The sequence below is a fragment of the Paenibacillus sp. sgz302148 genome, from assembly GCF_056120465.1.
The window spans coordinates 21,119-39,991 of the sequence record NZ_JBVYOJ010000029.1 but is presented as its reverse complement, the minus strand read 5'-3'; the positions used below and the strand labels follow the sequence as shown (position 1 = coordinate 39,991).

Here is an 18,873-nt window from a genome sequence, read left to right as displayed (position 1 = left end):
CTCGTTTTTCTAGTTTATCAGCTTGAAGCTGAAGACTACCAGCGATAGTGAGCAAATGCTTTATTCGCTTCAGCCATTTTGTGCGTGTCTTCGCGTTTCTTAACGGAAGCTCCGGCATTGTTGCTAGCATCGATAATTTCGGCTGCCAGACGCTCTTCCATCGTTTTCTCACCGCGGTTGCGGGAGTAGTTGACCAACCAACGCAGGCCAAGCGACGTACGGCGTTCAGGTTTAACTTCGATCGGTACTTGGTAGTTGGAACCACCTACACGGCGTGCTTTAACTTCAAGCACAGGCATGATGTTCTTGATCGCAGTTTCGAACACTTCCATCGGCTCTTTGCCCGTACGCTCGCGAATCAAATCAAACGCGTTGTACAGAAGGCGTTGTGCAACACCTTTCTTGCCGTCGATCATAATGCGGTTGACCAAACGGGTAACAAGCTTGCTGTTATATACTGGATCCGGTAATACGTCTCTTTTAGGAACTGCTCCTTTTCGAGGCATCGTAATCCTCCTTTCTCAAAAACTATGCGGTTATTCTCATAAACGCGATAGCGATTATTTTTTCACTTTAGGACGTTTCGCGCCGTATTTGGAACGGGCTTGTTTCCGGTTGTTAACGCCGGAAGTATCCAATGCGCCGCGAACGATATGATAACGAACACCCGGAAGGTCTTTTACCCGTCCGCCGCGAATCAGTACAACGCTGTGCTCTTGCAGGTTGTGTCCGATACCCGGAATGTACGCCGTTACCTCAACTTTATTCGTTAAGCGAACACGCGCATATTTACGAAGAGCCGAGTTCGGTTTCTTCGGAGTCATCGTGCCTACACGAGTACATACGCCGCGTTTTTGCGGAGCGCTCAAATCGGTTTGCTCACGCTTCAAGGCGTTGAACCCTTTTTGAAGAGCTGGAGATTTCGATTTGTATACTTTCGCTTGGCGACCTTTGCGCACCAATTGGTTAATTGTTGGCATGTTGCCACCTCCTTCCCAAAGATTAAGAATCGACTACATCGTTCATCGTAAGCCCACAGACCCAGGCGGTTCATAAATGAACAAACGAAATGTTCTTGCCGCGGTCCTCCGTCAAAAACGCCAGTGGCGCTCTGCCGGAAGACCGACAACAAAAACATTGTAAGCTTTATTCATTCACGACGGCGGCCATAGCGGCGCCGACTTCGATACCACACGCTTTCCCCAAATTCTTCATGGTGTCGACGTACGTGATTTTTACCCCCGATTTGTTGCAGAGGTTAACGATTTTAGTTGTAATCCGCGGATCTGCATCATGTGCAATGAACACTTCGCTAGCTTTACCAAGCTCCACGCTGCGTGTCGTTTGCTTTGTGCCAATGCTTAACTTCTGACCCTGTAAATTCTTTTCATAAGACATTAGCGATAACATCCTCCGAAACACAGGTAATCATGCCTTAGGCACACTTTGATATATTAGCACCTGAAAAATATCATGTCAAGCAATCTTTTAAAAACTGCCGAATATTATTCAACGCTAACCGCTTCCCGCTCGATTTGATCCTCGTTTTCTTCTTCCTCTTGGTCGGCAAAACGAATGTTGCGATAACGCGCCATTCCCGTACCAGCCGGAATCAGTTTGCCGATGATGACATTTTCCTTCAGGCCGAGCAGCTGATCGACCTTGCCCTTGATCGCCGCGTCGGTAAGTACTCTTGTCGTCTCCTGGAACGATGCAGCGGACAAGAACGAGTCCGTTTCAAGCGATGCCTTCGTGATCCCGAGCAATACCGGACGTGCGACAGCAGGCTCGTTGCCGGCCAGAATCGCTTCTTTGTTCGCCGCTTCATATTCATGAATGTCTACGAACGCGCCAGGCAAGAGCGTCGTATCTCCGGCATCGACGATGCGGATTTTGCGAAGCATCTGCTTGATCATAACTTCGATGTGCTTGTCGTTGATTTCTACGCCCTGGTTCCGGTAAACGCGCTGAACCTCTTGCAGAATATAGTTCTGCACGCCGCGGATCCCTTTGATGCGAAGCATATCTTTCGGGTCGATCGAACCGTCCGTCAGCTCGTCTCCGGCTTCTACGTGGACTCCTTCATGAACGCGGATACGCGAACCATAGGTTACGGCATACACTTTCGTTTCCGCTTCGCCTTGTACCTCGATCTCGCGGCGGTCCTTCGCTTCGCGAATTTGCTTCACTACGCCGTCGATTTCGGTGATGATCGCTTGACCTTTCGGATTGCGCGCCTCGAACAACTCTTGGATACGCGGCAAACCTTGGGTAATGTCATCGCCGGCAACGCCGCCGGTATGGAACGTACGCATCGTCAGCTGTGTTCCCGGCTCGCCGATCGATTGCGCCGCGATAATGCCGACCGCTTCGCCGATTTCGACAAATTTGCCGGTTGCCAAGTTGCGGCCGTAACAAATTTTACATACGCCATGACGTGCGCGGCAGCTCAGCACCGAACGGATTTGGATCGTTTCGACGCCGGCCTCGATTAACTCCTCGGCTTTCCATGCGTCAATCAGATCGTTGCGGGCTACAATAACTTCACCGGTTTTCGGATGACGAACCGTTTCGAAGGAATATCGGCCTTCGATCCGATCGTACAGATCCTCGATAACCTCTTTGCCGTCTTGGATCTTGCTGACCGTAAAGCCTTTGTCCGTTCCGCAATCGTCCTCGCGGACGATAACGTCCTGGGCGACGTCAACGAGACGACGGGTCAAGTAACCCGAGTCCGCCGTACGAAGGGCCGTATCGGCAAGACCTTTACGGGCGCCGTGCGTCGAGATGAAGTACTCGAGGACCGTCAGACCTTCACGGAAGTTCGATTTGATCGGCAATTCATGGATTCGACCGGATGGGTTCGCCATCAGACCCCGCATACCGCCGAGCTGAGTGATCTGCGATTTGTTACCCCGTGCTTTGGAGTCAACCATCATCATGATCGAGTTATAGCGATCCATCGATTTCATCAGAATGTCCGTAATTTGGTCTTTCGTATTGCCCCAGATTTGGATAACCCGGTCGTAACGTTCTTCGTTCGTAATCAATCCGCGACGGTATTGGTTCGTAACGACTTTAACCTTTTCTTCCGATTGCTGAAGGATTTCAACCTTTTCTTTCGGAACGGTTACGTCAGCTACGGCAACGGTAATACCCGCGCGCGTCGAATACGTAAAGCCGGTTTGCTTGATTTTATCCAAAATCTTCGATGTTTCGGTCGTATGATAGATCCGGAAACATTCGGCGATTATTTGTCCGAGATACTCTTTGCCGATCGCGCCTTTGACATCGACGTTTTTGATAAACTCAGAAACGTTGACGCCTTTTTCGGAAATAAAGTAACGATCCGGCGTGCCTTGCAGCAGGTTCGTTTTCGTCGCTTCGTTGATGTACGGGAAGCTTTTCGGGAAAATTTCGTTGAAAATAACTTTACCGATCGTCGTCACGAGCAACGAGTTTTGTTGAGTTTCCGTAAAGGACGTTTTGCCCAGCACTTTGGCAGGCAGCGCGATGCGTGCGTGCAGTGCCGCGATGCCGCGTTGGTAAGCGGAGATCGCTTCGTTCACCGTAGCGAACACCATGCCGGCACCCTTGGCTTCCACGTTGTCCATCGTCAAATAGAAGCTTCCGAGAACCATATCCTGCGATGGCGTAACGACAGGCTTGCCGTCTTTCGGGTTCAAAATGTTGCCCGAAGCCAGCATCAGCAGGCGCGCTTCCGCTTGGGCTTCCGCCGACAACGGAACGTGAACGGCCATTTGGTCTCCGTCGAAGTCGGCGTTGTAAGCCGTACATACGAGCGGATGCAGCTTGATCGCGCGGCCTTCGACCAGAATCGGTTCGAATGCCTGGATGCCGAGACGGTGAAGTGTAGGGGCGCGGTTCAGCAGAACCGGATGCTCCTTGATCACTTCCTCGAGCACGTCCCAAACTTCCGAGCTGACGCGTTCGACTTTGCGTTTTGCGCTTTTGATATTGTGCGCAAGACCTTTATTCACAAGCTCTTTCATAACGAAAGGCTTAAACAATTCAAGCGCCATTTCTTTCGGCAGACCGCATTGGTACATTTTCAGGCTTGGTCCGACAACGATAACGGAACGGCCGGAATAGTCAACGCGTTTACCGAGCAAGTTTTGACGAAAACGACCTTGTTTCCCTTTGAGCATATGGCTGAGCGATTTAAGCGGACGGTTGCCCGGACCGGTAACAGGACGGCCGCGACGACCGTTGTCGATCAATGCGTCAACCGCTTCCTGGAGCATCCGTTTCTCGTTCTGCACGATAATGTCGGGAGCGCCCAGGTCGAGCAGCCGCTTAAGCCGATTGTTCCGGTTGATCACGCGGCGGTACAAGTCGTTCAAGTCAGACGTTGCGAAACGTCCGCCGTCGAGTTGAACCATCGGACGAAGCTCCGGCGGAATAACCGGAAGCACGTCAAGGATCATCCATTCCGGATTATTGCCGGAATTACGGAACGCCTCCATGACTTCAAGCCGCTTGATCGCACGGTTTCTGCGTTGGCCTTGGGCCGTGCGCAGTTCTTCGCGCAGGTGATCAAGCTCTTTGTCGATGTCGATATCTTGCAGCAGCTTCTTCACCGCTTCGGCGCCCATGCCGGCTTGGAAGCCGTAGCCGTACTTCTCGCGGTAGCTGCGGTATTCTTTCTCGGACAGCAGTTGCTTCTTCTCCAGCGGCGTATCGCCTGGATCCGTCACAACGTAGGAAGCAAAGTAAATGATCTCCTCAAGCGAACGCGGCGACATATCGAGCGCCAAACCCATTCGGCTTGGGATTCCTTTGAAAAACCAAATGTGCGATACCGGAGCGGCCAGTTCAATATGACCCATCCGTTCACGGCGCACTTTCTGGCGCGTTACCTCAACGCCGCAGCGGTCACAAACGACGCCTTTATAACGCACGCGTTTGTATTTGCCGCAATGGCATTCCCAATCTTTCGTCGGGCCGAAAATCTTTTCGCAGAACAGCCCTTCCTTTTCCGGCTTTAACGTACGGTAGTTGATCGTTTCCGGCTTCTTCACTTCCCCGCGGGACCAGGAGCGAATTTTATCCGGAGAGGCCAAACCGATTTTCATAAACTCGAAATTGTTAACGTCCATCAAGGAGCAACCCTCCTCAAGAGTGTACTAGAGTGCAACAAAAGCATATATATTACTCTGCGCCGACTTCCGCACCTTCAAGGTTCAGGTTAAGCTTGTCGCTGGTCGCATCGTCTTCGTCATCGAATTCTTTCATTTCGATCTCTTCTTCGTTCTCCGTCAATATCTTAACGTCCATACCTAAGCTTTGCAGCTCTTTGATCAAGACCTTAAACGACTCCGGCACGCCCGGTTCCGGAACGTTCTCGCCTTTGACGATCGATTCGTACGTCTTCACGCGGCCGACCACGTCGTCCGACTTGACCGTAAGAATCTCTTGCAGCGTGTACGCCGCGCCGTAAGCCTCGAGCGCCCAAACCTCCATCTCCCCGAAACGCTGGCCGCCGAACTGCGCTTTACCGCCGAGAGGCTGCTGCGTAACGAGCGAGTAAGGACCGGTCGAACGGGCATGGATTTTGTCGTCGACCATGTGCGCGAGCTTGATCATGTACATGACGCCGACCGTTACTTCGCGCTCGAACGGTTCGCCCGTCCGGCCGTCGTAAAGGACCGTCTTGCCGTTGCGCTGCATTCCGGCTTCTTCCATCGCGTCGAAAACGTCGTTCTCGCGCGCGCCGTCAAATACCGGCGTAGCCATATGCATGCCAAGCGTCTTGGCCGCCATGCCGAGATGAACCTCAAGCACCTGTCCGATGTTCATCCGCGATGGTACGCCCAGCGGGTTGAGCACAACCTCGACCGGCGTGCCGTCCGGGAGGAACGGCAAATCTTCTTCCGGCAGGATACGCGCGATAACCCCTTTGTTACCGTGGCGTCCGGCCATTTTGTCGCCTTCAGAAATCTTACGTTTCTGTGCGATATAGACGCGTACGAGTTGATTCACGCCTGGCGGCAGCTCGTCTCCGTTCTCGCGGGTGAACACTTTTACGTCGACGACGATGCCGTCGGTACCGTGCGGCACGCGAAGGCTTGTATCACGCACCTCGCGGGCTTTCTCGCCGAAGATTGCGTGCAAGAGACGCTCTTCCGCCGTAAGCTCCGTTACCCCTTTCGGCGTAACTTTGCCGACCAGAATGTCGCCTGCGCCGATCTCGGCACCAACGCGAATGATGCCGCGTTCGTCAAGGTTGCGCAGCGCGTCTTCCCCGACGTTCGGGATGTCGCGCGTGATCTCTTCCGGTCCGAGCTTCGTATCACGGGCTTCGGATTCGTATTCTTCAATGTGAATGGACGTATATACGTCCTCTTTCACGAGCTTCTCGCTAAGCAGGATCGCATCCTCGTAGTTGTAACCTTCCCATGTCATGAAGGCAACGACGACATTTCGGCCAAGCGCCAATTCGCCTTGCTCGGTCGATGGGCCGTCGGCGAGAATGTCCCCCCGCTTGATGACGTCGCCTTTGCGGACGAGCGGACGTTGGTTGATGCACGTTCCTTGGTTGGAACGCATAAACTTGTGAAGCTTATATTTGATGATATCGCCTGTCACCGGCTTGCCGTCAATCATCTCGACGCGGCGCAGCCAAATCTCGTTCGCCGACGAACGCTCGATGATGCCGTCGTGCTTCGCAACGATACATACGCCGGAGTCTTTCGCGGACTTGTGCTCCATGCCCGTGCCGACTAGCGGCGATTTCGGAATGAGGAGCGGAACGGCTTGCCGCTGCATGTTCGATCCCATGAGCGCGCGGTTGGAGTCATCGTTCTCGAGGAACGGAATGAGCGCCGTCGCGACGGAAACGACTTGCTTCGGCGATACGTCCATGTAGTCGACGCGATCGCGCGGAACAGTCAGAATGTTGTCAGGCTGCTTGTTGTATCGAACGATTACATTCTCGTCGACAAACGTGCCGTCCGAATTGAGTTCGGCGTTCGCTTGCGCGATAAAGTAGTTGTCCTCTTCATCAGCCGTCAAATAATCGATATGATCGGTGACCTTGCTTGTCTGCGAGTCAACTCGACGATACGGCGCTTCGATAAAGCCGTATTCGTTGATCCGCGCAAAGGTCGACAAGGAGTTGATCAGACCGATGTTCGGTCCTTCCGGCGTCTCGATCGGACACATCCGCCCATAGTGGGAGTTGTGTACGTCACGAACTTCGAAGCCCGCGCGCTCGCGTGTCAAACCACCGGGTCCGAGAGCGGACAAACGGCGTTTGTGCGTCAGCTCGGCAAGCGGGTTCGTTTGGTCCATGAACTGAGACAGCTGGGAGCTTCCGAAAAACTCTTTGATCGACGCGATGACAGGACGTATATTGATCAGCGCTTGCGGCGTGATCACGTTCGCGTCCTGAATCGACATTCTCTCGCGCACGACGCGCTCCATCCGGGACAAGCCGATCCGGAATTGGTTTTGCAGCAATTCGCCTACGGAACGAAGACGACGGTTGCCGAGATGGTCGATGTCGTCCGTGCTGCCGACGCCATGGAGCAGGTCGATGAAATAGTTGATCGAAGAAATAATGTCGGCCGGCGTAATATGCTTCACCGATTTGTCGATCAGGCCGTTGGCGATAACTTTGATCACCTTGCCGTCTTCGATCGGCGAGAACACGTTGATGCTCTGCATCGGAATATCGTTCGCATCAAGCACGCCGTTAGCTACGTGATAAGTTTTGAACCCGACGTTCTTCTCCAAGTACGGCAAAATTTGATCCAGCAAGCGGCGGTCGATCATTTGTCCGGCTTCGGCAATGATCTCGCCAGTTCCCGGGTCCACAAGCGTCTCCGCCAGACGTTGGTTGAACAGACGGTTCTTGATATGCAGCTTCTTATTGATTTTGTAGCGTCCGACATTCGCCAAATCATATCGCTTCGGATCGAAGAAACGCGCGATCAGCAAGCTCTTCGCATTGTCGAGCGTCGGCGGCTCGCCCGGACGAAGGCGCTCGTATATTTCGATCAGCGCTTTTTCCGTCGAGTCGGTATTGTCTTTATCCAGCGTATTGCGGATATATTCATCATCGCCCAGCAAATCGATAATTTCCGCATCCGTACCGAAGCCAAGCGCACGCAAAAGCACCGTTACCGGGATTTTGCGCGTCCGGTCGATCCGAACGTAGATAATATCTTTCGCATCGGTTTCCAGTTCAAGCCAAGCTCCGCGGTTCGGAATAACCGTCGCGGTATATGTTTTCTTCCCATTTTTATCGATCTTTGTGCTAAAATAGACGCTAGGGGAGCGAACCAGCTGACTGACGATAACCCGTTCAGCACCGTTGATGATAAACGTCCCCGTCTCCGTCATTAACGGGAAGTCGCCCATGAACACTTCCTGTTCCTTAACTTCGCCGGTTTCCTTGTTGATTAGGCGCACTTTGACCCGCAGCGGAGCCGCATAAGTAACATCGCGTTCTTTCGACTCGTCGACGGAATATTTCGGTTCGCCTAAGCTATAATCGATAAACTCCAACACCAAGTTGCCTGTGAAATCTTGAATCGGCGAAATATCATGAAACATTTCGCGCAATCCTTCTTCCAAAAACCACTCGTAAGATTTTTGTTGAATTTCGATCAGGTTAGGAACTTCCAGTACCTCATTGATTCGCGCGTAACTCCTGCGAGTACGCCGACCAAATTGAACAAGTTGTCCTGCCAACTCCATTCACCCCTCATGTCTACTCACTTAAACATTGCTTGCAAACCTAAATCAAGAGAAGTTGCATGAGCGCACGATGCACGCACTGATGCAATCTCTCTTGCAAAAAAGCAAAAAACGAAGAAAACCTCTATTCGTAGCCTTTCATTAAAAAGCCGCATGTAGAGGCATGTTCTCATCTCAGAGACCGATGTCGTGTTGTGCACATATCAAGTAGATTTACCTAAAATGTAAACATTATACGTAATATGCTAATTTTATATGCATATCGCGCAAAAAAATTCTTGACATTTTAGCAAACTAAAGACATGTAGCCCATCCTAATACTGACATTTTATAATAATACCACATCCAGCATATCAAGTCAAACGGTTTTTACGAATGTAAAGTTTGCCATAACACGCCGGTGCAGCAGGATTTATCCTTACAGTTCCAAGCAATGACTTCATTCGATCATTTGGGCTTCGTTGCTTTAAAAATGCGGTAGCCCTTATCTTTCGTCACTTCTTCCACATGCTCAAACAGCTGCTCCAGCTTGTCCTGCGTTGACGGCGCTCCCTGCTTCTTCTGGATGACGACCCATAACGCGCCTTGCGGCGTCAGTCGCTCAGCCGATAACTCGTAGATCCGGTGCACCACGTCTTTGCCCGCCCGAATCGGCGGGTTCGTCAGAATGGCGTCAAACCTCTCCTCGCCCAGTGCTGAAAACAAATCGCTTTGCAGCACCGTCACGTTCGCGATGCCGTTGGTGCGCGCATTCTCTTTGGCCAGCCCGACCGCTCGTTCATTCACATCAATCATCGTAACATGACCTTGAGGCGCCAGTTTCGCAGCCGTCAGGCCAATCGGTCCATATCCGCAGCCGACATCGAGCACTTTGGCATCGGAAGGGAACGCCATATGGTCGATCAAAACACGGGAACCGTAATCGATGCTTTGTTTGGAAAACACGCCGGCATCCGTCACAAAGGAAAACTTGCTGCCGCGAAGGGTCGCTTCGAATTTTTGCCGGTCGTGAACGGTACTCGGCTTCTCCGAATAATAATGCTCCGACATCGCATTTGCTCCTATCTCTATATGAACTCTAGCAAGGATAAAACTTCAAAAAACAGCCCGTTTGAAGATAACTTCAAACGGGCTGCATCGTTTCCTTATTTCACTTCAACGTTTGCTCCAGCTTCTTCAAGCTTCGCTTTGATTGCGTTAGCATCGTCTTTGCTTACTTTTTCTTTGATTGGTTTAGGTGCGCCGTCAACCAGGTCTTTCGCTTCTTTCAAGCCGAGGCCTGTAATTTCGCGAACAACTTTGATAACGTTGATTTTGGACGCGCCAGCGTTAGTCAGGATTACGTCGAATTCGGATTGCTCTTCAGCTTCAGCAGCTGCGCCGCCGCCTGCTACTACAGCTACAGGAGCTGCTGCAGTTACGCCGAACTCTTCTTCGATTGCTTTAACGAGGTCGTTCAGTTCCAGTACAGTCATACCTTTGATTGCTTCTAAAATTTGCTCTTTGCTCATGGTAGAACCTCCATTATGGGAATTAGATTAATTTTAAGCTTCTGCTTCTTTTTTCTCAGCAACTGCTTTAACGCCAAGCGCAAAGTTGCGGATTGGAGCTTGCAATACGCTAAGCAACATGGACAGCAAGCCTTCTCTCGAAGGAAGCTCGGCCAGTGCTTTGATTTGGTCGAAACCAACCACTTTGCCTTCAACAACGCCGCCTTTAATTTTCAAAGCGTCGTTCTTCTTCGCGAAATCGGACAAGATTTTTGCCGGTGCCACAACGTCTTGCGTACTGAACGCAATCGCTGTCGGACCAGTCAAATGCTCGTCAAGAGCGGAAAGTTCCGCTTGTTCCGTAGCGCGTCTTGTCAGGGAGTTTTTCAAAACTTGAAATTCTACGCCTGCTTCACGAAGCTTCTTACGCAGCTCCGTCACTTGAGCAACGTTCAAACCACGGTAGTCCGTAACAACTGTACAGGAGCTCGCACGCAATTTGTCGGTAATCTCAGTGACAGCTTGTTGTTTCTCTTGAATAATTTTGACGTTTGCCAAACTGTACACCTCCTACAAGTTTTTCGAAGAAAAACTTTCGTCGTAACGATTGAACTAAATTAAAAATGCCTCCGTAGACAACTACGAAGGCATGATGCGTCGCACAGAAACTTACGTTTCAAAACACGAACCTGTATCATAACACCTCGGTAGGAAATTAAGCCTGAAAGGCACCTACTGTCTACGGTTTGCATATTCGTTTGGATGACGATTGAACAGCAACATCAAACAGATTAACACGTTCGCGGACCAAAGTCAATGGCGTAGGTTTTTCCAGACGCCTCGCAAACGATCTTATCTGAACGATTGCGTGTTCACCGTTGCGCTTGGGCTCATCGTCGAGGATACGGCGATGTTTTTCAAATATACGCCTTTCGCTGCTGCCGGCTTCGCCCGGTTAAGAGCTTCGATCAGAGCGCGGAAGTTGTCGTTCAGCTTCTCAGCGTCGAACGATACTTTCCCGATCGGTGCGTGAATTTGTCCCGCTCGATCTAGGCGGTATTCGATTTTACCCGCTTTGATTTCTTGAACTGCTTTGGCTACGTCGAAAGTTACCGTGCCTGCTTTCGGGTTCGGCATTAAGCCTTTACCGCCGAGCAGACGACCCAGCTTACCGACTTCGCTCATCATATCAGGCGTAGCTACGCAGACGTCGAACTCGAACCAGCCTTGTTGGATTTTGTTGATCAGATCTTGATCGCCAACATAATCCGCGCCAGCCGCTTCCGCTTCTTTCACTTTTTCGCCTTTCGCAAATACGAGCACTCGTTTCGTTTTACCTGTTCCATGAGGCAATACGACAACGCCACGCACGTTTTGGTCTTGTTTCTTAGGGTCTACGCCCAGACGGACGGCAACTTCAACGGTTTCGTCGAATTTGGCCGATGCCGCTTTTTTTACCAGCTCAATCGCCTCTAACGGCTCATAAGTGGCGTTGAAATCAAACAATTTTGCAGCTTCTGCATACTTCTTGCCGTGTTTAGCCATATTTCGTTTCCTCCTTTGTGGTATTAGCGGATAATCCTCCCACTGATGCGGCGGAATGCCGCCATGCGAAAAAAGTTTCGCAAACAATTAGTCTTCGATGACGATACCCATGCTGCGAGCCGTACCTTCAACCATCAGCATTGCCGCTTCAACGGAAGCTGCGTTCAGGTCGGGCATTTTTGTCTCAGCGATTTCACGCACTTTCGCGCGTTTAACGGTAGCGACTTTCTTCTTGTTCGGTTCTCCGGAGCCTTTTGCAATGCCCGCAGCAACACGAAGAAGAACTGCAGCCGGTGGAGTTTTGGTTTCGAATGTAAAGGAACGGTCTTCGAATACGGAAATAACGACAGGAATAATCAATCCCGCTTGGTCAGCCGTACGAGCGTTGAACTCTTTACAGAAAGCCATGATGTTAACCCCTGCTTGACCGAGTGCCGGTCCGATTGGAGGCGCTGGATTCGCCTTACCCGCAGGAACTTGCAGTTTCACCATCTTGATTACCTTTTTAGCCATGTGAAACACCTCCTTGCTCAAATTGTGGTCGAACGGGAAATATACCCTCCCACTGACGTAGGCCTATCCGCGTGAATAGACCCGAAAGAAACCAATACACATTAAATCGACGGAATCCTCTTTAGAAATCAGATGATCATTCTACTTCGAACAACTTCATGATTTCGCAATTAAATTCACCTTAAAAACGCGGTCGATCACCCACGAATTGCCTCGATCTAATTTAATTATATTTTCTCCACTTGAGTATAATCCAACTCCAGCGGGGTTTCCCTACCAAACATGTTGACATGCACCTTCAGCTTACTCTTGTCAGGAATAATATCCTCGATCGATCCTACAAAATTCGCAAACGGCCCAACTTTGACGCGAACCGTTTCTTTCAGATGGAAATCGATTTTCGGCTTCGGTTCTTCCATGCCCATATGCTTGAGAATTTGTTCGACTTCCTCAGGCAGAAGCGCCGTCGGTTTCGAACCCGAACCGGTCGAGCCTACGAACCCGGTTACGCCCGGCGTATTGCGGACGACATACCAAGAATCGTCGGTCTGGATCATTTCAACCAAAACATAACCAGGGTACACCTTGCGCATGACGGTTTTCTTCTTGCCGTCTTTGTTGACGACCTCTTCTTCCATCGGCACAAGAACCCGGAATATTTTGTCCTTCATATCCATGGATTCGACGCGTTTCTCTAAATTGGCTTTGACTTTGTTCTCATACCCGGAGTAGGTATGAACAACGTACCATCTTTTTTCCATAACAGCCACCTTTGGACCTACTATTTTAAAACAAGATCCAACAGTTGTGTAATACCGATGTCGAGCAGCCAGAAGTAAACCGTCATGATCAGAATCGTGACGATTACGACGAGCGTATAGCTTGTCAGCTCTTTACGATTCGGCCAACGGACTTTTTTCAATTCCGACCAACTGTCGGTAAAGAAAGAAAACGTAGTTCCAAAGCCTTGTTTGAGTTTACTTAAAAAAGCCACAACTACACCCCCCGGAACCTATCTCGTTTCGCGATGAGAAGTATGCTCGTTACAAAACTTGCAATATTTCTTCATCTCAATGCGGTCAGGGTTGTTCCGCTTATTCTTGCTGCTAGTGTAGTTTCTTTGCTTGCAGCTTGTACAAGCCATCGTAATAATTACCCGCATCGTGTACACCTCCCAAGACAACCTTGTAGTAAGGAGCGTCTATACTTACACCTAAAAATCGTACGCAAATTTAGGGCTACCTAACACACTTTAGCACAATACAAAAATCATGTCAAGGAGAAGGTGCCTTATCACACCTGCCGGGAAGGGCGTTTGTGGCCGCAGTAACAAGACTTCATCAGACATTATGGACATCTAATCGTAATCGTAAACTTTTTTCCAATTGGCATCTTCGGAAAACAGCATCAAAAAACAGCCCTCTCTCGCGAGATAGGCTGTACGTTTTCGAGTTCATAGGTTAAGGCATGATCGCTTCCGCCTGAAAAAGGTCGTTATGAATTGCTAATATCGCGTACTTCCAAATAACGTTCCAGCTTGCGTTTGACGCGTTGCAGCGCATTGTCGATCGACTTCACGTGACGATCCAGATCAACGGCGATTTCCTGGTAGGAGCGCCCGTCCAAATAAAGCATCAGCACCTTGCGTTCCAGATCACTCAAAATTTCGCCCATCTTATCTTCCAGGCCGCTGAATTCCTCCTGGTTAATAATCAGCTCCTCCGGGTCGGTGACCCGCGAACCGCAGATGACGTCAAGCAACGTACGGTCGGAATCCTCATCGTAGATGGGCTTGTCCAAAGAAACATACGAGTTGAGCGGAATATGCTTCTGTCGCGTCGCGGTCTTGATCGCCGTAATGATCTGCCGGGTAATGCACAGCTCCGCAAAAGCTTTGAAGGATGCCAGCTTGTCCCCTTTAAAATCGCGAATCGATTTATATAACCCGATCATTCCTTCTTGAACGATGTCTTCCCGGTCTGCTCCGATCAGAAAATAGGAACGCGCCTTGGCCCGGACAAAATTGCGATATTTGTTTATTAAAAATTCGAGAGCCTCGCTGTCCCCGTCACGCACAGCTTCGACGACGTCTTCATCCGTCTTGAGGTCATACTCGTGCATTCTCAATTCTTTGAGGTCGACGCTCACAAATAATCCCTCCGGTTGCAAGTGTTACCTATTTTCTCTAGCAAAGATAGAATAAGTATACATTATGTAACCTGACATCGTCAACCGAATGAGGCTGCCGATTTGTCACGGAAACGTCACATTCTACTTGCAAGATTGGCCGTCATTTTTCACCGCGCCGCCACCGCTCGAACAACTGCTTCGCATCGAGGCTCAGCTTCCCCTCGATCGTATTGGTCTTGACCACGGACTGCTCCGTGATTTGCCGCCGCACTTCCTTGCGGCTCGTCTCCACGTCGAGCAGCAGCTCCCGCGCCGACAGCCGGAGCGCCCCCTTGCCGAACGTCACGTGCTGCTCGACGACGTCCGAGGTTGCCACGATGATCCGCCGCCGCCGCGCGGACAACTCCCCGACGAAACGCTCGATGCATTCGTCGGCCGTTTCCTTCTCTTTCGTGTAATGCACTTGCACTCGGCTTTGCTTGTACTTCCCGCCATGGCCGGGCACATGATGGGCATCGAAGACGACGATGATCTTCATTCCCGAAAAAGCTTGATACCCGGCCAATAAATCGATCAATCGGTCGCGCGCCGATTCAAGACTGAGCTGTTTGAGCGATTCGAGCTCGGGCCAATCGCCGATGACGTTGTAGCCGTCGACGATCAGTACTTCTTCGATGTCCTTCATGTTTACTTCTTGCTTTCGCGTTGACGCACGACCTCGTACATGATGACGCCGGCCGCCACGGAAGCGTTAAGCGAATTGATTTGACCGAACATCGGAAGCTTCAGCAAGAAATCGCATTTTTCCTTGATCAGCCTGCCGATTCCTTTGTTCTCGTTGCCGATGACTACGGCGAGCGGCATCGTCAAGTCGCTGCGGTACATGTTCTGCTCGGCCGAGACGTCCGCCCCGGCAACCCATATGCCCTGCTCTTTCAATTCCTCGATCGTCTGCGCGATATTGGTGACGCGCGCTACCGGCACATATTCCACCGCGCCCGCCGATGTTTTCGATACCGTCGCGGTCAAGCCGACCGAGCGGCGTTTCGGGATGATGACACCGTGCACGCCGGTGCAATCGGCCGTACGAAGGATCGATCCCAGATTGTGCGGGTCCTCGATTTCATCGAGGATAAGCAGGAACGGCGTTTCGCCGGCCGCCTTCGCCCGCGCGATCAAATCTTCGACTTCGGCGTATTCGTATGCGGCCACCTGTGCCACGACGCCCTGGTGCTGAACGTTCCCCGCCATTTGGTCCAGCTTGCGCTTGTCCACAAACTGCACGATGATGCCGTTTTTTTTCGCTTCCGCCACGATCGGCATCGTCAGCTGCTTCTGCGCGTTCTCCGCAAGCCACAGCTTGTTGATCGTTCGTCCGGAACGAAGCGCTTCGAGCACCGAATGCTTCCCGGCAATATATTCTTCCAAAGGAAATCCTCCCTGCTTCTCTCTCGTTATCTATTCGGACGGGCTCTTCGCAGACTTGCCGCTTTCGATGCTTTGCACCGCAATGCCCATCAATTGTTCCAAACGTTCGAATCTTTTCTTATAGTACAAATAACCGAGCAAACATTCAAATGCCGTGCTGTGCCGGTATTGCAAAATATCGGCGTTTTTCGGCGCGGTGCCGGATTTGGCGTTGCGCCCGCGCCGGACGATATCCTGCTCTTCCTCGTCCAGCAGCGGGAGCACGAACTCCAGCGATTTGGATTGCGCCTTCGCCGATACAAATCGTGTCGCTTGCCGGTGCAAATGGTTCGGCCGATGGTTCGGCAGCGACACGACGTATTGCCGGACGTACATTTCATAAACGGCGTCGCCGACGTAAGCGAGCACAAGAGGTTGAATCAAAGCCGCGTCTTTGGCCGGCGCATGGGTAAACAATGTATCGTCCATCGTTATTTCCTGCGCCAGCGGATGCCTTGCGGCGTGTCTTCCAGCACGATGCCGCGTTCGGTCAGCAGGTCGCGGATTTCGTCGGCCCGCGCCCAGTTCTTCGCTTTGCGCGCTTCGACACGCTCGGCGATCAGCTGTTCGATCTCGCCGTCCAGCAGCGCTTCCTCGCCATCCGATAGGATGCCCAGAATGTCGTTCATTTCATCGAATAGAGCCAGCAGCGCCTTCAACACGGCAGCGTTCGCCCGCTCCCGCTGCAAATACAGGTTCGCTTCGCTGACGAGTTCGAACACGGCCGTAATCGCATCCGGCGTCGAGAAATCGTCCTCCATCTTGGCATGAAACTCGCCGCGGATCGCCTCAAGCCGCTCTGACAGCTCATGGCTGCCATTCGCATCCGCCGCTTCCGCGGCTTCTGCGCCGAGCACCTTCAGCCGGTGCTTCACATTGGCCACGCACGTTTCGATCCGTTCGACGCTGTTGCCGGCCTGCGCAATCGTTTCGTCGCTGAAATTCAGCGGACTGCGGTAATGCGCCGACAGCATGAAATAACGGATCACTTCCGGTCTGATGCGCGCAACCAGATCTTTAACCAGAATGCCGTTGCTGAGCGACTTGGACATCTTCTCGTTGTTGATGTTCACGAAGCCGTTATGCATCCAGTAATGGGCAAGCTCCTGCCCGTTCAGCGCCTCGGACTGCGCCACCTCGCACTCGTGATGCGGGAATTGCAGGTCGTGTCCGCCGCCGTGGATGTCGAGCGTTTCGCCCAAATATTTGCCCGCCATCGCAGAGCATTCGATATGCCATCCCGGGCGGCCTTCGCCCCACGGGCTGCTCCAGCTAATCTCGCCGGGCTTCGCTTTTTTCCATAACACGAAATCCATCGGGTTTTCTTTACGCTCGTCGACCTCGATCCGGATGCCGAATTGCAGCTCCTCGAGATTCTGATGCGACAGTTTGCCGTAATCGGCGAACTTCTCCGTCCGGTAGTTGACGTCTCCGCCCGCTTCATAGGCATACCCTTTGTCGATCAAGCCTTGAATGAACGCGATAATCTCCGGAATGTTGTCCGTTACGCGCGGATTCAACGTCGCCCGCCGCACCTTCAGGGCATCGATGTCCGCGTAATAAGCGGCGATGAACGTTTCCGCGACTTCCGGCACGGTCGTCCCCATCTCTTCCGCCTTGCGGATCAGCTTGTCGTCCACATCCGTGAAGTTGACGACATAATTGACGTCATAGCCGGTCGCATCCAGGTAACGGCGCACCACGTCGAAGACGATGGCCGGACGCGCATTGCCGATATGGATGTAGCCGTACACCGTCGGCCCGCAAACATACATTCTCACTTTGCCTGGCTCGATCGGCACGAACTTTTCTTTATTTCTCGTTAACGTGTTGTAAATCTTGAGTGGCATCTCGTTCAACCCCTTTGTCATTTGGTCTTGTTCCGTTATGTTTTAAGCTATGCAGCTCCGATTTCAATTCTTCGATTTCTTTCTGCATCGTGCGGAACATTTCGATAACCGGGTCGGGCAGCTTGGAATGGTCCAGCTTGTCGACCCGCACGCCGTCCCGCTTCACGACGCGGCCCGGATTGCCGACGACCGTGCTGTTCGGCGGCACCTCCCGCAGCACGACCGCATTTGAGCCGATACTTGCATTATCCCCAACCGTAAACGATCCGAGCACTTTGGCGCCCGAGCCGACAACGACGTTATTGCCGATCGTCGGATGCCGTTTGCCTTTCTCTTTGCCGGTACCGCCAAGCGTCACGCCCTGGTAGAGAACGACATCGTCGCCGATTTCGCACGTTTCCCCGATGACGACGCCCATTCCATGGTCGATGAACAATCGGCTGCCGATGCGTGCGCCCGGATGGATTTCAATCCCCGTAAAAAAGCGGCTGACCTGCGATACGATTCGCGCCATCGTGCAGAACCGCCGCTTGAACAAAGCGTGCGCGATCCGATGCGCCCATATCGCATGAAGCCCGGAATAGGTGAATACAACCTCAAAAACGCTGCGCGCCGCTGGATCGTTGTCCATGACCGCTTGTATGTCGGATTTCATATGGCTAAACATCTGGTTATCCCCTCTGCCATGGATAAACGATGGCGCCTTGGAAACCTAGCGCATGACGTTTACCGGTGAAATAAGATCAGCCTATAAGAAAAACCTCTATCGAAGTCCTTCAAGGATGAGCGACCGCGTTTTAGCGGAAGTTTATTCTAGGTAAAGAAAGTTCTTTTTCGCTTTAATGCTTCAGCGAACTTAAACTTTCATTATCGTTCAGAAAGGTTCGGCTCCGCTGAAAACTTATACTTTCACATATTATAAATACAAAAAAGCCTCTGCAGCCAAATTCGGCTGCAGAGACGTTTATCCGTGGTTCCACTCTGCTTGGGTTACGCTCTCCGACTCGATCTAACGATTCCGCTATCGGTCATCGTATCCCCTCTTGTGCGTCCTTAACGCGGACGATTCGGCACAACCTACCTTGTCTGGCGCGCCAAAAGGCGGCCGCAAATCGGATGCGCAGCTCACAGGTGCATCATACGCTTCGACGGAA

The 18,873-nt window shown here is 51.7% G+C and carries 19 protein-coding genes and 1 other annotated feature; all 19 genes read right to left on the bottom strand.

The annotated features are described in order from the left end of the window. Positions 1 to 35: 35 nt before the first annotated feature. Positions 36 to 506 (bottom strand): 30S ribosomal protein S7, encoded by a 471-nt coding sequence (gene rpsG, locus AC0LWM_RS29500; RefSeq protein ID WP_474678615.1) that lies wholly within the window; start codon positions 504 to 506, stop codon positions 36 to 38. A gap of 54 nt (positions 507 to 560) precedes the next feature. Next, a complete protein-coding gene (rpsL, locus tag AC0LWM_RS29495) occupies positions 561 to 980 on the bottom strand; it encodes a 30S ribosomal protein S12 (RefSeq protein ID WP_474678614.1) in 420 nt (139 codons plus the stop codon). A 166-nt stretch (positions 981 to 1,146) separates the two neighbouring features. Next, positions 1,147 to 1,398 (bottom strand): ribosomal L7Ae/L30e/S12e/Gadd45 family protein, encoded by a 252-nt coding sequence (locus AC0LWM_RS29490; protein ID WP_474678613.1) that lies wholly within the window; start codon positions 1,396 to 1,398, stop codon positions 1,147 to 1,149. Positions 1,399 to 1,505: 107 nt separating this feature from the next. Continuing rightward, positions 1,506 to 5,123 (bottom strand): DNA-directed RNA polymerase subunit beta', encoded by a 3,618-nt coding sequence (gene rpoC / locus AC0LWM_RS29485; RefSeq protein WP_474678612.1) that lies wholly within the window; start codon positions 5,121 to 5,123, stop codon positions 1,506 to 1,508. Positions 5,124 to 5,172: 49 nt separating this feature from the next. Next, complete coding sequence (rpoB, locus tag AC0LWM_RS29480; protein WP_474678611.1) at positions 5,173 to 8,718, bottom strand: DNA-directed RNA polymerase subunit beta; 3,546 nt, start codon at positions 8,716 to 8,718, stop codon at positions 5,173 to 5,175. A 453-nt stretch (positions 8,719 to 9,171) separates the two neighbouring features. Beyond that, a complete protein-coding gene (locus AC0LWM_RS29475) occupies positions 9,172 to 9,774 on the bottom strand; it encodes a class I SAM-dependent methyltransferase (RefSeq protein WP_474678610.1) in 603 nt (200 codons plus the stop codon). A gap of 95 nt (positions 9,775 to 9,869) precedes the next feature. After that, positions 9,870 to 10,235: a 50S ribosomal protein L7/L12 gene (rplL, locus tag AC0LWM_RS29470; RefSeq protein WP_474678609.1), complete on the bottom strand. Its 366-nt coding sequence runs from the start codon at positions 10,233 to 10,235 to the stop codon at positions 9,870 to 9,872. 33 nt (positions 10,236 to 10,268) lie between these two features. Then, positions 10,269 to 10,772, bottom strand: coding sequence for a 50S ribosomal protein L10 (rplJ, locus tag AC0LWM_RS29465; RefSeq protein WP_474678608.1), 504 nt, complete (start codon positions 10,770 to 10,772; stop codon positions 10,269 to 10,271). A gap of 52 nt (positions 10,773 to 10,824) precedes the next feature. After that, positions 10,825 to 10,977 (bottom strand) — a sequence feature (ribosomal protein L10 leader region). A gap of 89 nt (positions 10,978 to 11,066) precedes the next feature. Further along, entirely contained in the window at positions 11,067 to 11,759 is a 693-nt protein-coding gene (rplA, locus tag AC0LWM_RS29460; protein ID WP_474678606.1) for a 50S ribosomal protein L1, read from the bottom strand. An 87-nt stretch (positions 11,760 to 11,846) separates the two neighbouring features. Continuing rightward, positions 11,847 to 12,272, bottom strand: a complete 426-nt coding sequence (gene rplK, locus AC0LWM_RS29455) for a 50S ribosomal protein L11 (protein WP_474678605.1) — start codon at positions 12,270 to 12,272, stop codon at positions 11,847 to 11,849. Between the two features lie 227 nt (positions 12,273 to 12,499). After that, complete coding sequence (gene nusG, locus AC0LWM_RS29450; RefSeq protein ID WP_474678604.1) at positions 12,500 to 13,033, bottom strand: transcription termination/antitermination protein NusG; 534 nt, start codon at positions 13,031 to 13,033, stop codon at positions 12,500 to 12,502. A 20-nt stretch (positions 13,034 to 13,053) separates the two neighbouring features. Next, positions 13,054 to 13,266, bottom strand: coding sequence for a preprotein translocase subunit SecE (gene secE, locus AC0LWM_RS29445; RefSeq protein ID WP_474678603.1), 213 nt, complete (start codon positions 13,264 to 13,266; stop codon positions 13,054 to 13,056). A gap of 18 nt (positions 13,267 to 13,284) precedes the next feature. Beyond that, a complete protein-coding gene (gene rpmG, locus AC0LWM_RS29440) occupies positions 13,285 to 13,434 on the bottom strand; it encodes a 50S ribosomal protein L33 (protein WP_474678602.1) in 150 nt (49 codons plus the stop codon). Positions 13,435 to 13,766: 332 nt separating this feature from the next. After that, positions 13,767 to 14,420 carry an RNA polymerase sporulation sigma factor SigH gene (sigH, locus tag AC0LWM_RS29435; protein WP_474678601.1) on the bottom strand — a complete coding sequence of 218 codons (654 nt, stop codon included), beginning with the start codon at positions 14,418 to 14,420 and terminating at the stop codon, positions 13,767 to 13,769. 142 nt (positions 14,421 to 14,562) lie between these two features. Next, a complete protein-coding gene (locus tag AC0LWM_RS29430) occupies positions 14,563 to 15,087 on the bottom strand; it encodes an NYN domain-containing protein (RefSeq protein WP_474678600.1) in 525 nt (174 codons plus the stop codon). Between the two features lie 2 nt (positions 15,088 to 15,089). Further along, the gene (gene rlmB / locus AC0LWM_RS29425; RefSeq protein WP_474678599.1) at positions 15,090 to 15,830 is read right to left on the bottom strand and encodes a 23S rRNA (guanosine(2251)-2'-O)-methyltransferase RlmB; all 741 of its coding nucleotides are present in this window, start codon (positions 15,828 to 15,830) and stop codon (positions 15,090 to 15,092) included. 30 nt (positions 15,831 to 15,860) lie between these two features. Then, positions 15,861 to 16,298, bottom strand: a complete 438-nt coding sequence (locus tag AC0LWM_RS29420; RefSeq protein ID WP_474678598.1) for a Mini-ribonuclease 3 — start codon at positions 16,296 to 16,298, stop codon at positions 15,861 to 15,863. Positions 16,299 to 16,300: 2 nt separating this feature from the next. Continuing rightward, positions 16,301 to 17,719: a cysteine--tRNA ligase gene (gene cysS / locus AC0LWM_RS29415; RefSeq protein ID WP_474678597.1), complete on the bottom strand. Its 1,419-nt coding sequence runs from the start codon at positions 17,717 to 17,719 to the stop codon at positions 16,301 to 16,303. Then, positions 17,682 to 18,386: a serine O-acetyltransferase gene (epsC, locus tag AC0LWM_RS29410; protein WP_474678596.1), complete on the bottom strand. Its 705-nt coding sequence runs from the start codon at positions 18,384 to 18,386 to the stop codon at positions 17,682 to 17,684. The genes cysS and epsC overlap by 38 nt, the downstream gene beginning before the upstream one ends. Positions 18,387 to 18,873 lie beyond the last annotated feature (487 nt).

Bases quoted from the DNA above. Each gene is read 5' to 3' on its own strand.
- rpsG (WP_474678615.1), bottom strand. From the start codon at position 506: ATGCCTCGAAAAGGAGCAGTTCCTAAAAGAGACGTATTACCGGATCCA.
- rpsL (WP_474678614.1), bottom strand. From the start codon at position 980: ATGCCAACAATTAACCAATTGGTGCGCAAAGGTCGCCAAGCGAAAGTA.
- AC0LWM_RS29490 (WP_474678613.1), bottom strand. From the start codon at position 1,398: ATGTCTTATGAAAAGAATTTACAGGGTCAGAAGTTAAGCATTGGCACA.
- AC0LWM_RS29475 (WP_474678610.1), bottom strand. From the start codon at position 9,774: ATGTCGGAGCATTATTATTCGGAGAAGCCGAGTACCGTTCACGACCGG.
- rplL (WP_474678609.1), bottom strand. From the start codon at position 10,235: ATGAGCAAAGAGCAAATTTTAGAAGCAATCAAAGGTATGACTGTACTG.
- rplA (WP_474678606.1), bottom strand. From the start codon at position 11,759: ATGGCTAAACACGGCAAGAAGTATGCAGAAGCTGCAAAATTGTTTGAT.
- rplK (WP_474678605.1), bottom strand. From the start codon at position 12,272: ATGGCTAAAAAGGTAATCAAGATGGTGAAACTGCAAGTTCCTGCGGGT.
- nusG (WP_474678604.1), bottom strand. From the start codon at position 13,033: ATGGAAAAAAGATGGTACGTTGTTCATACCTACTCCGGGTATGAGAAC.
- rpmG (WP_474678602.1), bottom strand. From the start codon at position 13,434: ATGCGGGTAATTATTACGATGGCTTGTACAAGCTGCAAGCAAAGAAAC.
- AC0LWM_RS29430 (WP_474678600.1), bottom strand. From the start codon at position 15,087: ATGAAGGACATCGAAGAAGTACTGATCGTCGACGGCTACAACGTCATC.
- AC0LWM_RS29420 (WP_474678598.1), bottom strand. From the start codon at position 16,298: ATGGACGATACATTGTTTACCCATGCGCCGGCCAAAGACGCGGCTTTG.
- cysS (WP_474678597.1), bottom strand. From the start codon at position 17,719: ATGCCACTCAAGATTTACAACACGTTAACGAGAAATAAAGAAAAGTTC.
- epsC (WP_474678596.1), bottom strand. From the start codon at position 18,386: ATGTTTAGCCATATGAAATCCGACATACAAGCGGTCATGGACAACGAT.